Annotated in this window: 3 protein-coding genes and 1 pseudogene; all 4 read left to right on the top strand. The window is 71.2% G+C overall.

All coding sequences use genetic code 11. From position 1 onward, the window contains the following. The first annotated feature begins 58 nt into the window (after positions 1–58). On the top strand, positions 59–649 hold the full coding sequence (locus tag AB0F52_RS48640; RefSeq protein ID WP_360186482.1) for a helix-turn-helix domain-containing protein: 591 nt from the start codon (positions 59–61) through the stop codon (positions 647–649). Continuing rightward, positions 646–990, top strand: coding sequence for a hypothetical protein (locus tag AB0F52_RS48635; RefSeq protein ID WP_360186479.1), 345 nt, complete (start codon positions 646–648; stop codon positions 988–990). Before AB0F52_RS48640 ends, AB0F52_RS48635 begins: the two co-directional genes overlap by 4 nt. Beyond that, complete coding sequence (locus tag AB0F52_RS48630; RefSeq protein ID WP_360186476.1) at positions 987–1,682, top strand: DUF2637 domain-containing protein; 696 nt, start codon at positions 987–989, stop codon at positions 1,680–1,682. The genes AB0F52_RS48635 and AB0F52_RS48630 overlap by 4 nt, the downstream gene beginning before the upstream one ends. A 533-nt stretch (positions 1,683–2,215) precedes the next feature. Next, a pseudogene (locus AB0F52_RS48625) lies at positions 2,216–2,398 on the top strand (hypothetical protein); the annotation flags it as partial.

The following is a 2,398-nucleotide window of genomic DNA, read 5'->3' as shown; positions in this document are numbered from 1 at the left end:
CGGGCGTCGAGTGGTTCGCGCCTCGCCGTTGGCTCGGTATCCGCGGGTCGGGCCTCGGGTGGTTCGCATCCTGGACCTCCTCGAAGAGCTGTGGAGCGAAGCCCGCGCGGTGGGCTTCCAGTTCGTGTGGGCCACGCAGAACCCCACCAAGACCGCCGGTGTCCCGGCGCTGGTGAAGGACAACATGTCGGCCTTCCTGTCGCTCACGACGGGCGCGGGCGAGCATGAGCGGTCGGTCTTCGGCGAGACCGCCCAGCAGACCGGATGGACGCCTTCGGGCCTGGATGGCGTGCCGGGTCGGGCGCTGCTCCGGTACCGCAAGCGGCCCCCGAACCCGCTCCGGCTGTGGTTCGTGCCGGGCGACGTGATCGCCGCTCTTCCCCCCGCCGACCCGTGGCGCTCTCCGGCCCCTGAGAACGGCTCTGAGGGGCCGCAGGAGGCCGCCCCGGCCCCGGTGGACCCCGACACCCTCACGGACAACCAACGGGCCGTCCTGGCGGCCATACAGGGCGGCGCGGGGACGAATGCGGAGATCGCCAAGGCGGCCGACATCAACCCCGGCTCCGTGACCCGTGCGGTCAAGTCCCTGGAAAAGCTCGGCCTGGTGGCCAAGACCGGTACGGCGATCACGCTCGGGGGTGCGGCATGAGCCACGAACTGACCCCGCTGGAGGCCGCTAAGGCGTCCGTCGTCAAGGCGGAGCAGGACTCCCAGACCCTCGAACTCGTCCGGCTCCTGATGCAGCAGCAGACGGCCCAGATCCAGCGGGACACCGAGCAGGCCAATGCCATGTCCGCCGCGCTCGCCCTGGCCCAGCAGCAGACCGGCAAGGGGTCGTCTGACCGGGCCTGGCTCGTCCTGGCCCTCCTCGCCGGGGGCGGCGTCCTGGTCGCCCTCTTCCTCGCCCTGGCCGTGACCGCAATCGCGGTCGCCGTGGCCGCCCCCGTGGCCGTCAAGGCCGTCCGCGAACTCCGGAAGGACTCCAAGTGACCCGCAACATCACCCGCCGCCACGTGGTCATCTCCGGGGCCGTGGTCGTCGCGGTCACCGCGTTCGCTGCCTCCGCTGACACCCTGGCCACCCTCGGCCGGTCGGTCGGCTGGAACGAGTGGCTGTCGTGGTCCCTGCCGGTCGCCGTGGATGTGCTCGCCATGGTCGCCCTGATCGCCTGGTTCACCCCCGGCGTTCAGAAGCTCGGCCAGTGGATGACCGGGGCATCGGTGGTCACCTCGGTGGTCCTCAATGCCCTGGGCCACCTGGTGGCCACTGGTCACCTCAACGTCGGCCCCGGGATGGTCATCGGGGTGTCGGCCGTGCCGGTCATCTCCATGGCGCTGGCCGCTCACCTGGCCGCCGAGGTGGCCGCCCCCGGTGACCACCAGGACGACCAGGACGTGACCGCCGAGGTGACCACCGAGGTGACCACCCCGGCCCCCGTCCCGGCCCCCCTGCCGGTCACCGAGGACGACCAGGAGGTGACCGCCGTACCGACCAAGACCGCCCGGAAGGTGGTCACTGCCCCGGTCACCTCCGGCGGCTCCGAGGTGACCACCACGGTCCGCCGGAAGGCCGAGAAGCTGACCGCCGACCAGGGCGGCAAGGTGACCATCCAGCAGCTTCAAGACCTGGGCCTGAGCCGCCGCACGGCTACCGCCCTGCGCCGCGAACTCATCGCCTCCTAACGACACGCCGACGGCCCGCCGGTCAATTCCGGCGGGCCGCACGGTCGTTGTAGGGCTAGATCGACCCCAGACATGGCAACGGCCCAGAGCTACCAACTCCGGGCCGTCCGCCTCCCGCCTCGACCCAACCGAGACAGGTGACGTTGCTGATGACCAGCGTACGAAAGACCCCGGCCGTTCCGCCACAGCGCACCGCCGGGCCCCGCTGCCACTGCGGCACTCCCATCACCCACACGCCCGGCAAGCGCCCCCGCGTGTACTGCTCCGACGCCTGCCGTAAGGCCGCGAAGCGGGCCATTGCCCGGACCCTCAAGACGGCCGACGGCAAAAGCGGACACCTTGGGAAAGAAACAACAGAGTTTCGCGCCCCCCTCCGACCTGCGGAAACGTCGGCGGAGGCAAAAGCGGACACGGACCCGGCAGCCGCCCGCGAACGCGCTTCGCGGGAGCGTCGCGCGCGTCGGTACGCCGACCGCCGGACCCTGTGGCAGATCAGCTCTGACCGGACGTGCCGGGGCTGCGGCCGGACGGTCATGGACCCCGATTCCGGCGTGATCCTCGCCCAGACGGCGGAGGGAACCGCCGTGGCCCTGGGCCTCCTGCGCTGCGGGAAGATCTGGTTCTGTCCGGTCTGCTCGGCCAAGATCCGGCACGGCCGTGCCGAGGAGATCACCACGGCGGCCGTCTCTTGGATGGAGCGCAAGGGGTCCGCCTAC

Source organism: Amycolatopsis sp. NPDC024027 (assembly GCF_040638975.1).
Taxonomy (GTDB): Bacteria; Actinomycetota; Actinomycetes; order Mycobacteriales; family Pseudonocardiaceae; genus Amycolatopsis.
The sequence above is the reverse complement of the archived record's forward strand: the minus strand, read 5'-3'. Positions and strand labels throughout refer to the sequence as shown.

Bases quoted from the DNA above. Each gene is read 5' to 3' on its own strand.
- AB0F52_RS48635 (WP_360186479.1), top strand. From the start codon at position 646: ATGAGCCACGAACTGACCCCGCTGGAGGCCGCTAAGGCGTCCGTCGTC.